The sequence below is a fragment of the Prosthecobacter sp. genome (assembly GCF_049294395.1).
Taxonomy (GTDB): Bacteria; Verrucomicrobiota; Verrucomicrobiia; order Verrucomicrobiales; family Verrucomicrobiaceae; genus Prosthecobacter.
Map to the genome: position 1 here is coordinate 47,970 of NZ_JBAQCR010000162.1, position 15,571 is coordinate 63,540.

At 60.5% G+C, this 15,571-nt stretch carries 15 protein-coding genes; 4 read left to right on the top strand and 11 right to left on the bottom strand.

Annotation, left to right across the window (positions count from 1 at the left end):
* Positions 1-11 precede the first annotated feature (11 nt).
* A complete protein-coding gene (locus tag WAW39_RS10960; protein WP_422318675.1) occupies positions 12-1,541 on the bottom strand; it encodes an SIS domain-containing protein in 1,530 nt (509 codons plus the stop codon).
* 100 nt (positions 1,542-1,641) lie between these two features.
* On the opposite strand from WAW39_RS10960, the gene WAW39_RS10965 reads away from it, so the two are divergent.
* Both WAW39_RS10965 and WAW39_RS10970 read left to right on the top strand, forming a co-directional pair.
* Positions 1,642-2,661, top strand: a complete 1,020-nt coding sequence (locus tag WAW39_RS10965; protein WP_422318677.1) for a chorismate-binding protein — start codon at positions 1,642-1,644, stop codon at positions 2,659-2,661.
* Positions 2,658-4,190 carry a thiamine pyrophosphate-binding protein gene (locus tag WAW39_RS10970; protein WP_422318679.1) on the top strand — a complete coding sequence of 511 codons (1,533 nt, stop codon included), beginning with the start codon at positions 2,658-2,660 and terminating at the stop codon, positions 4,188-4,190. Before WAW39_RS10965 ends, WAW39_RS10970 begins: the two co-directional genes overlap by 4 nt.
* A 334-nt stretch (positions 4,191-4,524) precedes the next feature.
* Here the strand turns inward: WAW39_RS10970 and dhaL are convergent, their stop codons facing one another.
* The 9 genes from dhaL to WAW39_RS11015 form a co-directional block, all read right to left on the bottom strand.
* Positions 4,525-5,160 (bottom strand): dihydroxyacetone kinase subunit DhaL, encoded by a 636-nt coding sequence (dhaL, locus tag WAW39_RS10975; RefSeq protein ID WP_397385680.1) that lies wholly within the window; start codon positions 5,158-5,160, stop codon positions 4,525-4,527.
* A 94-nt stretch (positions 5,161-5,254) separates the two neighbouring features.
* Positions 5,255-5,659 (bottom strand): HNH endonuclease, encoded by a 405-nt coding sequence (locus WAW39_RS10980; protein WP_422318682.1) that lies wholly within the window; start codon positions 5,657-5,659, stop codon positions 5,255-5,257.
* Positions 5,660-5,662: 3 nt separating this feature from the next.
* Positions 5,663-5,935, bottom strand: a complete 273-nt coding sequence (locus WAW39_RS10985; protein ID WP_422318684.1) for a hypothetical protein — start codon at positions 5,933-5,935, stop codon at positions 5,663-5,665.
* Positions 5,936-6,301: 366 nt separating this feature from the next.
* On the bottom strand, positions 6,302-6,664 hold the full coding sequence (locus WAW39_RS10990) for a Crp/Fnr family transcriptional regulator (RefSeq protein WP_422318686.1): 363 nt from the start codon (positions 6,662-6,664) through the stop codon (positions 6,302-6,304).
* A gap of 13 nt (positions 6,665-6,677) precedes the next feature.
* Entirely contained in the window at positions 6,678-7,691 is a 1,014-nt protein-coding gene (locus WAW39_RS10995) for a dihydroxyacetone kinase subunit DhaK (protein ID WP_422318688.1), read from the bottom strand.
* 98 nt (positions 7,692-7,789) lie between these two features.
* Entirely contained in the window at positions 7,790-8,395 is a 606-nt protein-coding gene (locus tag WAW39_RS11000; protein WP_422318690.1) for a Pycsar system effector family protein, read from the bottom strand.
* Positions 8,396-8,476: 81 nt separating this feature from the next.
* Entirely contained in the window at positions 8,477-9,007 is a 531-nt protein-coding gene (locus tag WAW39_RS11005) for a YraN family protein (protein WP_422318692.1), read from the bottom strand.
* A complete protein-coding gene (locus WAW39_RS11010) occupies positions 9,004-9,621 on the bottom strand; it encodes a ribonuclease HII (protein ID WP_422318694.1) in 618 nt (205 codons plus the stop codon). Before WAW39_RS11010 ends, WAW39_RS11005 begins: the two co-directional genes overlap by 4 nt.
* Positions 9,622-9,650: 29 nt before the next feature.
* Entirely contained in the window at positions 9,651-10,526 is an 876-nt protein-coding gene (locus WAW39_RS11015; protein WP_422318696.1) for a hypothetical protein, read from the bottom strand.
* A gap of 171 nt (positions 10,527-10,697) precedes the next feature.
* Here WAW39_RS11015 and WAW39_RS11020 point away from each other — a divergent pair, with 171 nt between their 5' ends.
* Positions 10,698-11,570 (top strand): alpha/beta hydrolase, encoded by an 873-nt coding sequence (locus WAW39_RS11020; protein ID WP_422318698.1) that lies wholly within the window; start codon positions 10,698-10,700, stop codon positions 11,568-11,570.
* 154 nt (positions 11,571-11,724) lie between these two features.
* Entirely contained in the window at positions 11,725-14,535 is a 2,811-nt protein-coding gene (locus WAW39_RS11025) for a M16 family metallopeptidase (protein WP_422318700.1), read from the top strand.
* Between the two features lie 143 nt (positions 14,536-14,678).
* Here WAW39_RS11025 and thiE read toward each other — a convergent pair whose 3' ends face one another.
* Positions 14,679-15,302 carry a thiamine phosphate synthase gene (gene thiE / locus WAW39_RS11030; RefSeq protein WP_422318702.1) on the bottom strand — a complete coding sequence of 208 codons (624 nt, stop codon included), beginning with the start codon at positions 15,300-15,302 and terminating at the stop codon, positions 14,679-14,681.
* Positions 15,303-15,571: the final 269 nt, after the last annotated feature.

Consider the following 15,571-nt stretch of genomic DNA (forward strand, 5'->3'; position numbering starts at 1 on the left):
AAGCCCTCCGGTCATACCGTCACCCCCAACGCGGCCAGTGTCTTCAGCACGATGGGTTCACCGGGCTGGAGTTTGTCGCGTTCTTCAAACAGGAGGCGTGTCACTTTTTCATAAGGGGGGAGTTTGCCGGTGCGACGCTGGGCGAGGAGGCGGACGTAGCGGACGGCGCGGTCGATGAGCTTGTTGTTGCTGGGCTTCACGTAGGTCATGAGGTTGTCGAGGTAGCGGCCCAGACGACCCATGACGAGGGTGGAGTGGATGTTGATCAGCAGCTTGAGCAGCAGGTGGGCATGGAATTCGTGGATGCCGGTCAGATCGATTTGGTGCTTGAGGCCGTCGAACTCCCAGACCATCTCCCCTGCCCCGCCGTCGATGTGAAACTGCAGATGCTCGGCCTGATGGGTGCGGATTTGACGACGGGCCGCAAGCTGCGCGGAGAAGTCATAGGAGGCCAGCACCTCGGCTCCGGCGACGTGGCGTACGTCCGGCCATTCCAGGGTGCGCGGCTCACGGTGCAGCAGCGCCTGCCATGCAGCCCGCGCACCGGGCTGCTCCGGCATGAGGAAATGGCACCACGAGGCCGGGGCGGCAGGATCATCCTGTTTTTCAAAGGGCACGAGGCTGAAGGTGGGGGCGCGCTCGGTGGTGTCCGTGACGACGGTGATGCCGAAGCGCGCGCTGCTGTAAAAGACATAGGCCCCGCGATCATATACCGCCGCCTCATGCTCGATAAAGGGCACGAGAAACTGGCCATCGCAGTGAGCGACGTGGCGCAGCAGCTGGAGCACCTCCCCCGGGGCGTGTTCTGGATCGTGCTGATGCATGAAGGCGAAGCCGATGGCCGCCATGAGCACGGTGCTGGCCTGCAGGCGTGTGCTGCCGGAGACGGCCATGGCACCCACCGAGAGATTGAGTTTGTGGATGGCAGGATTTTCGATCACGCGCCTGGAGCGCGCGGCGACTTTGACCAGCTGTTCGTCCGGATTGCAGTAGAGGAACCAGGGGTGATTGGTGGAGAGTTCCGCGGCGCGTTCCGTTGCGCCGATGACAAAGGGGGTCTCGCCGCCTTCGGTGGTGGCGATGAGCAGGTCGCCGTTGATGAAGCCCAGCTCTTCGAGCTGTCGTGCGCCGTATTCGGGATGGTCCTCAAAGGTTTCGATGGCCTTGATCAGGGCGAGATCCCCTCCGGCCATGAAGGCGACGATGCGTTCCGGATCAGTCACCGGCAGGACACCCATGCGACAGAAAACCTCGATGCTCAGCGACAGCCGCCCGGTGGCGCCGCAGCCGCAGAGGAAGACCCGGTGCCCGGCAGCCAAAGTGGCGGCGATGGCCCGGGCGAGGTCCGCGAGAGGGGCGGATTTGGCGGCAAACTGGCGCAGGGCGAGCACATCCACCTGATGCATGAGCTTGACGGCCTCCCCCACATCCGAGCGTGCCATTTGCGACAAAGAGGTGGTGAAAGGATGCTGTGATTCCGTATCAAGCGCTCCGAGCTGGTAGTCGGTGGCGACTTTGAGGAATTCGTCAGCAGCATTCATGCAATAGTGATTCGACTGGCGAGGCGGGAAGGATGTTCACATGTGACTGTTTCCCATCTTGCACGCAGCGCGGTGCGTTTCACTATGCATGCAAAATCGCATGATGGAATTCGCATTGTTCAGGCTGCCCGATGGGCGGGCATGGCTGGGAGAAGGCCCCTTCACCGCGCTGGCCACCGCACCAGCAGCGGGAGGAGCCTTCTATATCAATGACTTCGACCTGAAGGACCCCAAGCCCTGGAAAGTGCCTGCGCGGCTGCATGAGATCACCGCTGGCAGCCTCGCGGAGACGATTCACCTCAATGGCTCACAAAAGCCTCAGATTCAATGGGCTAAACCCGCCACGGAGTGGTTCAAGATGGCCTTCCGCCGCATCCGCCGCGAAGTCCAGGCCAAGCGACTGGAGAAAATGGTGCCGGTGCTCACAGAATCCGGGACTTTGACCGCTGGTGACCCGAGGCGGCTGCTGGATGCCATCATGCACGCCCCCGCGAACATGTGGGGCTACGCCCATGTCCAAGAGGGCGGCGGATTTCTCGGCGCCACGCCCGAACTGCTGTTCAAGGTTAAGGCGCAGCAACTGGAAACGATGGCGCTGGCGGGCACGGCCAAGCCCGGCAATCAGGATGCGTTTTTGACGGATGTGAAGGAGATCGAGGAGCATGAAATCGTGGTGCGCTACCTCACGCAGCAGTTGCAGGCCCTGGGGGCCGTGACCCGTGATCCGCGCACCTTGTGCCAGACCTCCGGGCTCGTGCATTTTCAGACCAAACTGAGCGTGCAACTGAACGCCGCCGCCGATCCGGCGCAACTGGTGCCGCTGCTGCACCCCACACCGGCGGTGGGCTGCCTGCCGCGCGATGATGAGTCGATGGAGAAACTGCGCGAGTACCGTCAGCAGCTGAAGGTGCCGGGATTTTTTGGCGCACCGTTTGGCTTTGCCGAAACCGATGGCACCACGCACATCGTCGTCTCCATTCGCGGCATCTGCTGGGAGGGGAATCAGATCAGCCTGCCCTCCGGCTGTGGCATCGTGGGTGGCAGCGCCTTTGACCATGAATGGCGCGAACTGCGCCTCAAACGCGAGGCCGTGCTGAGACTGCTGGCTCTTCAATCATGACGCAGACCCAGCTTATTCAACAAACCCTGCACACCATCGCCTACCTCGGGGTGCGTGAAGTGTGTGTCGCCGCCGGTGCGCGCAATGCGCCGCTGGTGTCCGCCCTGCTGGCGTGCAGCGGCGTGAAGATCTGGAATTTCTTTGAGGAACGCAGCGCGGCCTTCTTTGCACTGGGCCGCATCATGGCCGACCGCCAGCCGGTGGCGGTGGTGACGACGTCAGGCACGGCGGCGGCAGAACTCCTGCCGGCCGTGATCGAAGCGCATTACCAAAATCTGCCGCTGGTGCTGGTGACGGCGGACCGCCCGAAAAGATACCGTGGCAGCGGGGCTCCGCAGGCCATTGAGCAGGCGGGATTGTTTGGTGTTTATGCGACCATCGTGGGCGACTGGGATGCCACGGATGAATCCCACGAAGGCCACTGCTCCGACGGGCCGATGCACCTCAACGTGTGCCTGGATGAACCGCTGGAGACGAACGTGGCTGGCGTGGATTTTTCCGCCGCTCCGCCACTGCCAGCCTCTGAAGAAGGACCGCCCGGGGCTCTGCAATGTGATCTCGTGCTGGCCGCGGGGATGCACCCGCGTGAAGCCGCTGATGCGGCCGCTTTGCTGGCCCGGATCGGTGCGCCCATCATCGCTGAAGCCACCTCAAATCTGCACGGCTTCCGTGAGCTGCAGCCACTGCTGATTCCCGGTGGTGAACAGGCGCTGCAGTCCGCACGCCCGGCGCATGTGCTGCGCATCGGCGCGGTGCCTTCGTGGCGCTGGTGGCGGGATCTGGAGGATCTGCCGAAGATCAAGGTCACCAACATCACCCGCACAGGGTTCAGCGGACTGGCGCGGACGGAGAATGTGGAAACACTGGCGTGGGAGAACATCCGCAGCACGCAGTTTACCCGCATCGATCCGCCCTGCGGCATTCTGCGCTTTGAGCCTGACTTCGAAAAATTCCCGGAGTCCGAGCCGTCCTGGGTGAGCAAAATCGCGAAGGCCATTCCCGCAGGTTCGCGGGTGTTTTTGGGCAACAGCCTGCCGATTCGCGAATTCAATCTGGCGCTGCAGACGCCGAAGCCGGGCATCGAGCTTTTTGCCAATCGCGGTGCCAATGGCATCGACGGACTCGTTTCAACCTTTCTCGGCACCAGTGCGGTGCATGGCGGCGAATGCTGGCTGATTCTCGGAGATCTGAGCGCGCTGTATGATCTCGCTGCGCCGTGGGTCATCGCGCAGATGGAGCATCCGCGGCTGCGCATCGTGGTGATCAACAACGGCGGCGGCAAAATTTTCTCCCGCGTGGCCAGCATGCGCGCCCTGCCTGAGGCCGCACGCAACGTGATCGAAAACCGTCACTCGCTGGGGTTTGAGCCCTGGGCGCAGCTGTGGGGCATGGAGTATCTCCAGACCGATGATGCGAATGATCTCGCAGACCTGCTGCCGATGCCGATGGTGATCGAAATCCGCCCCGATCCCATGCACACGGAAGCGTTCTGGAAGGACTGGCAGAAGCCGGTGATCAGGCCACGATGAATGGAAGCTCGTTCGTCAGGATACGAAGGAGGAGGCCACAACAACCTGCAAGCACCAGCGCTCATGCGAGTGCGGAGCGTCTTGGACTGCGGCGGCAAGCCTAGGCGCGACGCCGCTTTCGCTGGCTGGACGATGGGATGAGGCCGTAGCACGCACTTCACCTCGCGAAAGCGGTGGCTACGATGCAGGCTTGCGCCGTGCATCTGCGCGACCGCATTGATTCGCTCTGCTCACCCTTCGGGCAGCCTCCGGCTGTCTACCTCCGCTGCGCTTCGGTTCCAAAAGGCTGTCGCGTACTCGCAAACGATGAGGCGCTTGCATAGCGCCCCGCAAATTAAGCCACGATGAAGTCGCGGAAGGCGGTGATGATCACCACCACGGAGCAGGCTCCGGCATCGGGGAAGCCGATGCAGGCTTCGCCGAGGGTCTTGGCGCGGCCAAACTTGGCCACCATGGCTTTACTGGCTTCCTTGCCTGCCTCGGTGGCGGCGGCCACGGCGGTGATGGCATCAGGGAGGGACTGCGCAGCGACTTCTGCAGCCTTGGTGGCGGCAGGCTCCATGGCATCTACGCAGGTTTTGTCGCCGATGGCGGCACCACCGCGCTGCTTCACGCCATCCACACCGGCCTGGAGGAAAGCGGCCAGTGCGGCGGCATCGAAGGATTCTTTGCCGTTGAGGGCTTTGCCGCCATTGCGGAAGAAGGTGCCGAAGATGGCACCGCTGGCACCACCCATGCTGCTCATCATCGCCATGCCAACGGTGGAGAAGGCTTTCTCGATGCTTTCCACTTCGCCGGCGTTGAGCTTCTCCGTGGCGGCACGCATGCCGCGCTCCATGCCCATGCCATGATCCCCGTCTCCGAGATCACGGTCGGCCTGGGACAGCATCGGCTCGGCAGCGATGATGCGCTCGCAGGCGAGCAGGAGCATGGCTTTGACTTCGTCTTTGGAAAGGTTGGCTTTGGGCATGGGACCGCGATTGTTGGCGCGCTGGCGGGGAAGTCAAATGCGAAGCCTGCACCCACCCAGCGGTCACGTAGACCCGGAGGGGAAAGGCAGTTCGTCAAAAAGTGCCTTCAACCAGCAGCAATTCACGCAGCAGGACTGAATCAGGATCGTTCATTTCCAGAACCATCACCGTCGTGCGTCCGATGGGCGTCTGCCCGTGCAGCCACGCCCCCTGCCACTTGAAATGCTCCTCCCATACATCCTGACGTGGACGAAACAGCCTGATCACCTCGCCTGTCACTGGATCAATTCCCGCCACATTGGCCCCTTTGTGCATGTTGCAGGAAAAACACGCCCAAGCCAGATTCTCCAGAACAGTGGGACCACGATGCTTCTCCGCGATGATGTGATCTGTGTGAAACGGAAGATCGGAGACATGCTCGGGCAACCGACAGTACTCGCAGCGCCCAGCAGCCTGCGCGATCACCTGCCGTTCCAGCTTACGGGACGGTCTCGGCATAACTCATGCAGCAGCCTGTTGCAGAGAGATGCGCGCCCGGGCCTTCATCAGCTCCAACGTGCGTCCGGCTTTTTGGAAGCTCGTGAGTTCGTTTTGTTCTGCTTCGTCCAGTGCCGCTGCTTTGGCCTTCTCCAGGAGCACAAGCATCCGTTCACGATCATCCGCAGAGAATGAAAAACTCAGAATGGCAGTGGCTGCCGCCTTGTCCCATCCGCCTGTTCCCGGCTGAATGAGGCGGCTTAAAATGCCGGCTTCCGTGGTGGTCACTGAGTTCATGGGGAAAAGTATGCCTCATTCCGCCCATTTCAACCCCTACCCCGCTGAGCGTTTGTCGGCGCGGCGCAACCTGTCGGCCATGCTCCAGGCATTTTGATTCCTCAGCTTCTCCCCGCCCGGGTTAATACTCGGCTCCTGAAGTCCCACGGCAACTCAAGCCCCCCTTCAAGTTGCCACTCTTTCGGCGTCTATCGGCCCGAGCAACTTCCTTTATTTGCACACCCATGCCATTCCTCGCAGCCGCCTGCTCTCGGCTGCCACTGGTTGCATAGCCTTCGGAAGCCGTGTGAACAGCGTGGTTGCCGGTTGCCACCCCTAAGCACGGCAACCGGCAACCAGAGGGAAAAAAGGGAACCGGGAAGCCCCCTACACCTGCGCGCGTTGGTCTGCCTTGCGCAGCCGGTCGGCCATGCCTTTCATGACGTGCAGGGCAAACTGCGGCATCTCATCGACCATGTAGAGGAAGTGATGCCGGTTCACGGGGAGGAGCTTGCAGTCGGTGCGGGCGATGGCATCGGCGGAGCGAACGGAATCCTCAATGAGGGAGATTTCGCCGAAGAACCCTTCGGGCCGCACGGTCTCGACGATGACGCCGTTGATGACGATGTCCACTTCCCCGCTCTGCACCACGAACATCTCCCCTGAATCGTCGCCTGCATTAAAGATGGCGGTTCCTTGCAGAACAGACCGCACGTTGGCAGGGCTGGCGAAGATCTCGGGGAGTTTCATGGGGTGGACGGGGTTACAGCTTGGTGTAGCCCACGCTTTCGCAGGGCAGGTCCCAGAGTTTTTTCAGCTCGGCATCCAGTTTGGTGATGCTGAAGCTGACGCCGGCCATTTCCTGGCAGGTGACGATGTTGTCGACGATGGTCTGGTGAATCTTGATGCCGCGCGCGTCGAGGATGGGCTTGGCGCCGCGCAGCAGGATGAGCAGCTCCATCATGTGCGTGGAGCCGAGGCTGTTGACGAAGAACACGATTTCATCTCCAGCGGTGAGGGCCAGATCGTCGGCAAACAGGAGATCAAGAATCTTGGCCGCCAGTTCATCGGCGGTGCACATCGGGATTAGACCCACGCCTTTTTCGCCATGGATGCCCATGCCGAGACCGATCACGTCATCGGCCAGTTCGAAGGTGGGCTTGCCGGTGGCTGGGATGCTGCCTGGCTTGGTGGAAACGCCGACGGTGCGGGTGTTGTCGCAGGCTTTTTGGGCGATGCGGACGAGTTCATCCAGGGAATCCACGGTTTGCGCGGCGGCGCCGGCGAGCTTGGTGATCGGCACGAGGCCGGCCACGCCACGACGCTTGTGTTTTTCCGCAGGAGGTGCGGAGCAGACGTCGTCGGCGATGATGACGGTTTTCACGGCGATGCCTTCATCCGCAGCGAGTTCCGCGCCAATGTCGAAATTCATCACGTCCCCGGCGTAGTTGCCGTAAAGGAAGAGCACGCCCTTGCCACGATTCACCGCCTGGGCGGCTTCCAGCACGATGTCCGGCGGCGGTGCGGCGAAGATTTCACCGACGGCAGCGCCATCGGCCATGCCCTTGCCAACAAGGCCATGATAGATCGGCTCATGCCCGGCACCACCACCCACGAGGAGCGCAGGAGCATCCGGCCGCAGATCATTCATGACGATGGAACGCGTGCCCACGCGGCGCGCCTTGCCATCATAAGCCAGCACGAGCCCCTCAAAGAGTTCGTCGGCGCACTTGAGCGGATTGTTGATGATCTTCTTGGCAGGATTGGCTTGGCTCATGGTTTGAATCGTCGGGGTTGGAAAAGAGAAACGCCATTTTTACGGCGTGCACCGGGGCTGTCAAAGCCGATTGCCACCCTTCCACCTGCCGCCTTGCCTCACTCAAACCCGTTGCCAATCAGCAGAACCAGCCGTGCTGTAATCCAAATTCCAAGAGCCAGGAGCAGGCAGGTCATGCCTTTGCGCACATTGTACAGCTTGGCCTCCAGAACGATGCATTTCGAATGAACCTGCCCCAGCACAGAGCGTTTGACCCCATCATTCGACTGCAGGCAGAACAAATCGGCATATTCATCCCCCGGAATTTTGGCGATCTGACCTGAGAAATACAAGTTGGGATGCCGGTTCGTGTCAGGAGCTTTTTTCACGGCACGAGGAAAAGCTGCGGCAATGCCGCGACCAAAGGCAAAGCTCATGCACAGGATGAACAGAGCATACAAAGCCAGCACGACATACTCAAACAAGCGCAAGCCCGCCCAGCCATGCATGCGCAACCCGGGCCCCATGTTCACGATCATGGCCATCAGGACGGCGGAGGTGCTCAGAGTGAGCTGGGCTTTCAAATCCGCCCGGTTGATCTGATGCTCAATGTCCTGATAAAGCATGTAAATCAAGCGTGTGACATCCACCTGCGTATCCTTCACCAGAGTGGTTATGGTTCCGAGAAGGTTGGCGGCAGAGGATGAAGGTGCGACGGGCTGCATGAGAAGTTGCAGGCTCTCATAAACACCAGCACAGCGGAGGCAAGATGGAGGCCTTAAACTGTCAAAATCGTCACGTACGAGCTACCGCCCAGCCATGGACCTGTCCGACATCTGAAAGGCATTCTCAATAACGTGGACACGCGGCAGCTCGCCCTCGATGAGGATGACCTCGGCAATATCAAAGCGGAACTTGATGCGCGGATTTCCCAGCAGGCGCAGCCAGTTCATGGCTCCGCGCTGAATGAGACGCTGCTTGTCAGGCCCCACTGCATCGGCGGGGCGGCCAAAAGCGGTGCTGGTGCGGGATTTCACCTCGATGAAGGTGAGCACATCCCGATGCCGGGCGACGATGTCCACCTCCCCACGGTTGCCGCCCCGGTAGTTCCGATACAGCACCTTGCGGCCATGTGCGGTGAGCCAGCGCGCGGCGATGATCTCACCCATCTCCCCGATTTCCCCGCTGCCCATTTTTCGTCCAGCCAGACGACGCTGAAACGCGGCCAGGGGCCGTGCGCGCAGCCAGAGCGCCGCTGCCCGCACACGGGCATCTCCCGAGACCCGCCGCCGCAGCCAGCGCCACAGACTTTGAGGCCGGGAGATGAGCAGCTTCATGCCAGATCGAGTTCGAGCTGTGCCACGGGTCTGAAACTGCGCCGATGATGCGGACAGGGGCCGTGCTGTTTCAATGCCGCCAGATGTCCGGGCGTGGGGTAGCCTTTGTGAATTTCGAAGCCGTACTCCGGATGCTGCCGCGCCATGGCCACCATGAGGCGATCCCGCGTGACCTTGGCGATGATGCTGGCCGCCGCGATGGAGTAGCTGAGGCTGTCCCCCTTGACCAAGGCGACGTGATGCAGGGGGAAACGCTTCACCGGCTTGCCGTCGATGAGGGCCGCATCTGGCACAGGCTGCAAGCCCAGCGCGGCACGGCGCATGCCTTCCCAGGTGGCTTGCAGGATGTTGATGCGGTCGATTTCTTCGGGCTCGATGCTCACGCAGTGCCAGCGGATGCGTGCGTCGGTGGTGATCTCTTCATACAACCGCTCGCGCTTCACTTCGCTGAGCTGCTTGGAATCATTGAGCACCGCATGCGAGAAATCGTCCGGAAGCACCACCGCAGCCACACACACGGGCCCGGCGAGAGGGCCACGACCGGCTTCATCAATCCCGGCCACGATGCGAAAACCCTCAGCGCGCAGCGTGTTCTCGTGGTCGATCGTTGGCATGGTAAAAACAATGGAGAACCACGCAGCTGCTACGATTTCACCTCGATGGGGAGGGTCACTTCTGCAGGGGCTCCGCTTTCAGGTGCCTGCCAGCGCAGCACTTCGGTGCCCGGCTTGGCGGGATCTTTGGACAGCTTGTAAATGCGGATTTCCAAAGCGGCTTTTCCGCCTTCCGGCCTTGGCACCGGCTTCATGCGCAGGGTGATTTCGTTGTGCCCGTTGACGAGGCCGCCGATGAGAATCTGCTGATCCAGCCCGTCCCGCACAGGATCGTAGGTGATGCCGTTCATGCTCATGGTCGTTTCATAGCCGAAGCTCTGCAGCTTGCTGCCCGCCTTGTAATCCGGAACACGGCACAAAGGCGGCGGTGGAGGCATGGCGCCGGGCGGCGTGTACTCGGGGGTGTCGAGGAAGTCGGGGCGCTTGCCGCCTTTCAGTTCCTTGACCACGTCCGGTGCGCCGTCCATGCGGGAGATGCGGTTGCTGTCATACTTCCACACCCCGTTCTCACGGCCGAACTTCAGCTTCAGCAGGTTTTCCCGGATGAGTTCCTTGTCCTGCCCCATGTCGATCCGGCCAAAATAAACGAGGTGCGCGGTGTTCCCCACCGCCTGCGCTTCCAGCAGGCGGAGCCCGGCCAGGGCCGGAGGCTGCACATCGGAGGCAAAGACGGCATCCGGGAACGTCTTGCGCTCACTGACCACCATGTTGCGAATCACCGTCTGACGGTAGAGGGTGATGCTGGACGCCCAGGCCCTGGCATCTTTGCTCTGCATGGCATCGCGCCACTTATAGTAAGCTTTTTCAAGCACCGCCTGCAATCCAGCCTCGTCCTCCTGAGCAAAGGCAGGAGGGCAGAGTTGAAACAGGCTTAATCCAAGGAGCAAAGAGAGGAATTGGCGCATGGCGGTCGTGATTGGGACTACGAACAAGGGCACGTTTCACGCAAAAACAACCGGTCTCCATCATTTTATAATTAGCATCCCGGGAAATTTGCTGTGATAGTTTTAATCCAGAGTAAAACCATTTGCTGATTTGGCGATTCTGGTAAACGTCAACGTCTTTACCCCCAAAACATGGAGTCCCACAGTGAAGGTCAGCCCCGCACACCCCCGATTGATCGCAATCGGGAGTTGCTGAAGACCGCCCGAGAAGAAATCTACAAGACTGTCGGTGGTGTGAACCTCTCGGCTTATATTTGGGAACCCGAGATGGACAAGGCGCCCTCATACCCCAAATCCGTGGCAGCTTTCTTCTTCAGCAGCGGCTGGGACAATGGCCAGGTGGCGCAGTTTGCCCCGCATTGCGTCTACTTTGCCTCACGCGGCATGACGACGATCTGTTTTGATTACCGCGTGGCCACTCGTCACGGCACGGGCCCGGTCGAAGCCATGGCCGATGCGCGCTCCGCCATTCGGTGGATTCGCATGAACGCTGTCGAACTGGGCATCAACCCCGGCAAAATCGTCGGTGTCGGTGGTTCGGGTGGTGGCCATGCCATCGCTTCTTCAGCCATCCTCAGTGGTTTTGATGATCCTTCTGACGCCCTGGACTGCAGTCCGGCGCCCAATGCCATCGTGCTGTTCAATCCGGTGATGGACACCTATTCCAAGTACGCTTTTGGTCGTGACCGCTGGCCGGACCAGGCCACCTGTAAAGCCGCAGACCTCATCCGCGCCATACGCCCCGGACTCCCTCCCATGCTCATCATGCATGGCACGGGTGATCGCGTGGTCCCCTTTGACGGTTCTTACCAATTTGCGCGCAAATCGAGCAAGAAGAAGAACCTCTGCCGTCTGATCGAGTTCGAAGGCCAGGGCCACGGCTTCTTCAACTTCAATCTCTCCTTTGAGATGTACGAAGCCACGCTCATGGCGATGGACGAGCTCTTTGTGGAGCTTGGTTTCCTCGAACCCGACCCTGAAGCGGGCCTGGGCAAGGTGGAATAGACCGCCGACAGCCTGCGGCGGGAATGACAAATTCCGAAATCCAAATGACGAATTTCCGCTCACACGCCGTTTCGTCATTCGAACACTCGCGCATTCTTTCGTCACTTTGAGTTTGCCGCTCGTTACCCTTTCCAACCCAACGCATCGAACAACCATGCTCCGCTCTCTCCTTCTCGCAGCAGTCGTCTCCACAGCCCATGCCGCCGACTGGCCGCAGGACACCAGCGATCTCAAAGCCGACCCCAAAGCGCAGTATGGCACGCTCGAAAACGGCGTGCGCTATGTCATTCTGCCGCACGATGAGCCTCCAGGCCGCGCCAGCATCCGCCTGTACATGGATGTGGGGTCGCTCATGGAGCAGGACGATCAGCAGGGCATGGCGCACTATCTTGAGCACATGGCCTTCAATGGCTCGCGACATTTCAAAGGCGGCGAGATGGTCGAGTACTTCCAGCGCCTGGGCATGGGTTTCGGTGCGGACACCAATGCACACACCTCCTTCAAGGAAACAGTGTACATGCTCGAACTGCCCAAGGTCGAGCCGAAGTACATCGCCGAAGGCCTTCAGCTTTTCCGCGATGACCTGGACGGCATGCTGCTGAACGAATCCGAGATCGACAAGGAACGTGGCATCATTCTGAGTGAAAAGCTCAGCCGCGACTCCATCGAGTACCGCACGATGATGGCGGGCTACAAGTTTGCCATGCCGGAGTCCATTCTGCCTGATCGCATGCCGATCGGCACGGAAGAGATGATCAAGACGATGAAGCGCCCGCGCTTCGCGGACTTCTACGAGAAGTATTACACACCGAAGCGTGCCGTCATTGTGGCCGTGGGAGATTTCAAAGACACTGAGGCCGTCAAAGCGGAGATCAAAAAGCAGTTTGCCGACGCCAAACCCAAGCACGGCGAAGCTGAAGAACCCAATCTTGGCAAGGTGACCTCCGGCTATGGCATCATCGCCAAGCTGCACACAGAAATGCAGGCCGAGGCGCTCACGCTTTCCGTCGAAATCCCCCGCCCTGCCAAAAACAAGCCGGACAATGCGGCCACACGCCGGGAAAAGACGATCCGTGATCTCGCTGACATGATGATCAATCAGCGCCTGTCCAAGCTCTCGAAGGCTGAAGGGGCGCCGTTCATGGGCGCTGAAAGCTACAGCTACGAGTACCTCGAATTCGTCAGCGTGAACGGCATCCAGGCCCAGTGTGATCCCAAGAACTGGAAGGCGACGCTCACGCTGCTGGAAACCGAGCTGCGCCGCGCCATCGAGCACGGCTTCACGGAAGCCGAATTTGAAGAAGCGAAGGCCACCATTCTCAAAGGTGCCAAGCTGCGCGCTGATCAGGCCGACAGCCGCAAATCACGGGATCTCGCCAGCGGTCTGGTGACCATTCTTGCCAGCAAGAAGGTTTTCACCCATCCCGCGGATGATCTCGCCCGCATTTCCACGGTGCTGGCCGGTTTGAAGGAAGAAGACAGCCACGCGGCTCTCGTGGCCGACTGGAAGGGCGACGACGTGCAGATCTTCCTCGGCGGCAATTTGAAGCTCGAAGGTGATGCCTCGAAGCAGATCATCGAAACCTTCAAGGCCAGCCGTGCCAAGCCGGTTGCTGCCCCCGTGAAGGAAGAAACCGCCGCCTTTGCCTACACTGAGTTTGGCCCTGCAGGCAAGGTCGCCAGCCGCTCGGAAGCGAAGGATCTGGAAATCAGCCAGGCGGTATTTGAAAACAACGTGCGCTTCAACTTCAAGCACACCGAGTTTGAAAAAGGCACCATCCGCGTGCTGATCAATTTTGGCGGTGGCAAGCTCAGCACCCCGACTGACAAGCCGGGCATCATCCCCTTTGCGCAGAGCACATTCCAAATGGGCGGCCTGGAAAAACATGGCGTGGATGACATCCGCCGCATCTTCGCCAGCCGCACCGTGGGCAGTGATTTCGCCATTGGCGATGAAGCTTTCCTGCTCAGCGGCCGCACCACGCCGGCAGATCTTGAGGCCCAGCTGCAGCTGCTCACCGCCTATCTCGTCGCACCGGGGTATCGCGAAGAAGCGGCACGCCAGTTTGAAAAGAACCTGGACCCGCTCTACACCCAGCTGCAGCACACTGCGGAGGGCGTGATGAACAATGACGTTGTCTCCTTCATGCACTCAGGCGATGCACGCTGGGGCTTCCCAAAAATCGAAGAACTGCGCAAGCGCACACTGGCAGAACTCAAAGCCTGGCTCACTCCGGCGCTCACGCAGGATTATCTGGAAGTCACCGTGCTGGGAGACGTCGATGCTGAAACGGCGCTCAATGCCGTGGCCAAGACACTCGGTGCGCTGCCAAAGCGTGCGGAGAAGAAGCCTGCGTATGAAAAAGAACGCATGGTTGCCTTCCCGAAGCCGGAGGCCAGCAAGACCTTCCCCTTTGACACCGAGATCCCAAAGGCCATCGCCACGGTTTACTGGCCCACCACGGACATGCTCAACATCAAGCGCACCCGCCGCCTGACGGTGCTCGGCTCCATTTTGGATGACCGCCTGCGCATCAAGGTGCGTGAAGAGCTGGGAGACACCTACAGCCCCGCCTGCTACCATGTGGCCAACGACACCTTCACCGGTTACGGCTACATGACGACGATGATCGAGTGCAAACCGGAGCTGGCTGTCTCACTCACCAAGCTGGTGACAGAAATCGCCGACAAGCTCTCTGGCGGTCCGATCACCGATGATGAATTTGACCGCGCCATCAAACCGATGCTGGCCCAGCTGGAGCAGATGCGCCGCGACAACCGCTACTGGTCCATGAACGTGCTGCGCTGTGCGCAGGAGCATCCGGAGCGCCTCGACTGGGCACGCAGCTTCGTCAGTGATTTTTCAGGCATCAAGAAGGAGGAGCTCGAAGCCCTCGCGAAGGAATATCTGGGCGCCAAGCGCGCCGTGTCTGCTGACATTATTCCGATTGAGAAGAAGCAGTAACTCAGCGCCCCAAGGCGACGGGGTTTCGCTTCGCGGCTTCGCAGCCCGACCCCCATCTCTGGTCCAGTATTGTAGTACCGGCTTTAGCCGGTTCTGGATAGCGCGCCCAGACCGGCTAAAGCCGGTACTACAATACTCAGAGGTCAGACCAATCTCTTCTTCAGCGCACGGACTTCCGTGCTCACGTCTCCCGCCAGCAGAAACGCGGACACGACCACCACGCGCCGCGCACCTGCGGCGATGATTTCATCCAGCCTTCCGGCATTCACACCACCGATGCAGAAGATCGGGAGGGTGACTCGGCGGTGGACTTCGGTAATGTCATTTAAACCGATGGGCACGTAGTCCGGCTTGGTGCCCGTGGCATACAGCGGGCCAAAGCCGATGTAGTCCGCGCCTTCCTCCTGCGCGGCGATGGCCTGCGCGAGGCTGTGGGTCGATTTGCCGACAAAGCATGCCGGGCCGACAATGGCGCGCGCCTTGGCCACAGCATCATCATCCTGCCCGACGTGCACGCCTTCACTGCCAATGGCGGCGGCGATTTCGAGATGATCATTGATCACCAGCGGCACGCCATGGGAGCGGGTGATGGGAAGCATGAGGCGGGCGAGGCGTTCGATTTCCTGCGGTGCCAGTTTCTTGGCGCGCAGCTGCAGCACATCCACGCCGCCGAGGCAGAGCTGATCGGTCATGTGTTCGACGTTTTCCGCCGTGACATAACCGAGGTCAACGATGCCGTAGAGCCGTGCGTCTTGAATGCGTTTCATGGGTGCGCTTTGCATGAGTGGTGATGCGGGTTTCTGCAAGGCTGAGTTTCCGGTTGCCCCGGTTAAGCTCGGAGCCTATGACAACCCATGGCGGCGGGCATCCTCGTGGTGCTCCCCGTTTTCTTTATCTGCAGGGCGTGCAAGCGCCGTGCAGCCGTTCGCAGATGCAGGGAAGGCCGTGAGAACCGGCCACAGTGGCGCTGCGGTATCGGGTAACGACCCTCCATTCATGGCTGCGGACATGGAGCAAAGCCAATCGGGAGCAATCC

Coding starts and splice junctions, on each gene's coding strand:
- WAW39_RS11000 (WP_422318690.1), bottom strand. CDS start 8,395: ATGCAGCCCGTCGCACCTTCATCCTCTGCCGCCAACCTTCTCGGAACC.
- WAW39_RS11025 (WP_422318700.1), top strand. CDS start 11,725: ATGCTCCGCTCTCTCCTTCTCGCAGCAGTCGTCTCCACAGCCCATGCC.
- WAW39_RS10985 (WP_422318684.1), bottom strand. CDS start 5,935: ATGAACTCAGTGACCACCACGGAAGCCGGCATTTTAAGCCGCCTCATT.
- WAW39_RS11005 (WP_422318692.1), bottom strand. CDS start 9,007: ATGAAGCTGCTCATCTCCCGGCCTCAAAGTCTGTGGCGCTGGCTGCGG.
- WAW39_RS10990 (WP_422318686.1), bottom strand. CDS start 6,664: ATGAAACTCCCCGAGATCTTCGCCAGCCCTGCCAACGTGCGGTCTGTT.
- WAW39_RS10965 (WP_422318677.1), top strand. CDS start 1,642: ATGATGGAATTCGCATTGTTCAGGCTGCCCGATGGGCGGGCATGGCTG.
- WAW39_RS11020 (WP_422318698.1), top strand. CDS start 10,698: ATGGAGTCCCACAGTGAAGGTCAGCCCCGCACACCCCCGATTGATCGC.
- WAW39_RS10995 (WP_422318688.1), bottom strand. CDS start 7,691: ATGAGCCAAGCCAATCCTGCCAAGAAGATCATCAACAATCCGCTCAAG.
- WAW39_RS10980 (WP_422318682.1), bottom strand. CDS start 5,659: ATGCCGAGACCGTCCCGTAAGCTGGAACGGCAGGTGATCGCGCAGGCT.
- thiE (WP_422318702.1), bottom strand. CDS start 15,302: ATGAAACGCATTCAAGACGCACGGCTCTACGGCATCGTTGACCTCGGT.
- WAW39_RS10960 (WP_422318675.1), bottom strand. CDS start 1,541: ATGAATGCTGCTGACGAATTCCTCAAAGTCGCCACCGACTACCAGCTC.
- WAW39_RS11010 (WP_422318694.1), bottom strand. CDS start 9,621: ATGCCAACGATCGACCACGAGAACACGCTGCGCGCTGAGGGTTTTCGC.
- WAW39_RS11015 (WP_422318696.1), bottom strand. CDS start 10,526: ATGCGCCAATTCCTCTCTTTGCTCCTTGGATTAAGCCTGTTTCAACTC.
- dhaL (WP_397385680.1), bottom strand. CDS start 5,160: ATGCCCAAAGCCAACCTTTCCAAAGACGAAGTCAAAGCCATGCTCCTG.
- WAW39_RS10970 (WP_422318679.1), top strand. CDS start 2,658: ATGACGCAGACCCAGCTTATTCAACAAACCCTGCACACCATCGCCTAC.